This window comes from Streptomyces nanshensis, assembly GCF_001751255.1.
GTDB lineage: Bacteria > Actinomycetota > Actinomycetes > Streptomycetales > Streptomycetaceae > Streptomyces > Streptomyces nanshensis_A.
In genome coordinates, this window is the sequence record NZ_LJGW01000088.1 from 1 (window position 1) to 809 (window position 809).

Sequence of the window (809 nt, forward strand, 5' to 3'; positions counted from 1 at the left end):
GCTCCGGCCTCCTCGCAGAGCCCGGCGAGGCCGTCGCCGTGCACCACCGCGACGACGGCGCGTCCGCGGCGGCCGGAGGGGGCGCAGGGGGCGGAACGGTCGGCGGCCGCGTCCGGTTGCGCTTCCGCTTCTGCTTCCGCTTCCACCGGAGCGGTACGGCAGCCCCCGGCCGCCGACGCGGCGCCGCCCGACGCGAGATGTGTGACGCGGATGCGGTGCGGGCGTCCCGCGCCGAGGCCCGCCTCCACGGCCGCTCCCGCGTCGTCGACGTGGACGTGGACGCTCCACAGCCCGTCACCGCCGCCGACGACGAGCGAGTCGCCCATGCCGTCGAGGCGTTCGCGGAGGGCGGCCACCGCGGCGTCGTCCGCGTCGAGGAGATACATCACCTCGTACGCGCCGCCGCTCCCGTCACCGTCACCGCCGCCGTCGTTCCGCTCGTCGCGCCGCGGCGCCTCGTACGGACGGGGACGCGCGCGCTCGCTCTGTGTCCCGTCCGCCTCCGCCTCCGACCCCGAGCCGCCCTCCAGCGCCCCGGCCAGCGCGCCCAGTACGGCGACCAGACCGCTGCCGCCCGCGTCGACGACCCCGGCACGGCGCAGCACGTCGAGCTGCCCGGTGGTCTCGGCGAGCGCCTCGCGTGAGCGCTCGTGTGCGGCGCGTGCGACGTCCGCGGCGCCGGCGGCGGGGTCGGAGTCCGCGTGCCGTACGGCGGCGTCCGCCGCGGCTCCGGCCACGGTGAGCATCGTCCCCTCGACGGGGTGTGCGACGGCCTCGTACGCGGAGTCGGCGGCACGCCGCAGCGCCCG

The 809-nt window shown here is 78.6% G+C and carries 1 protein-coding gene; it reads right to left on the reverse strand.

Going from position 1 to position 809, the window contains the following annotated elements; all coding sequences use genetic code 11:
* On the reverse strand, nucleotides 1-809 hold an 809-nt coding region (locus AN218_RS04265; protein WP_141747455.1), incomplete at both ends, for a DAK2 domain-containing protein.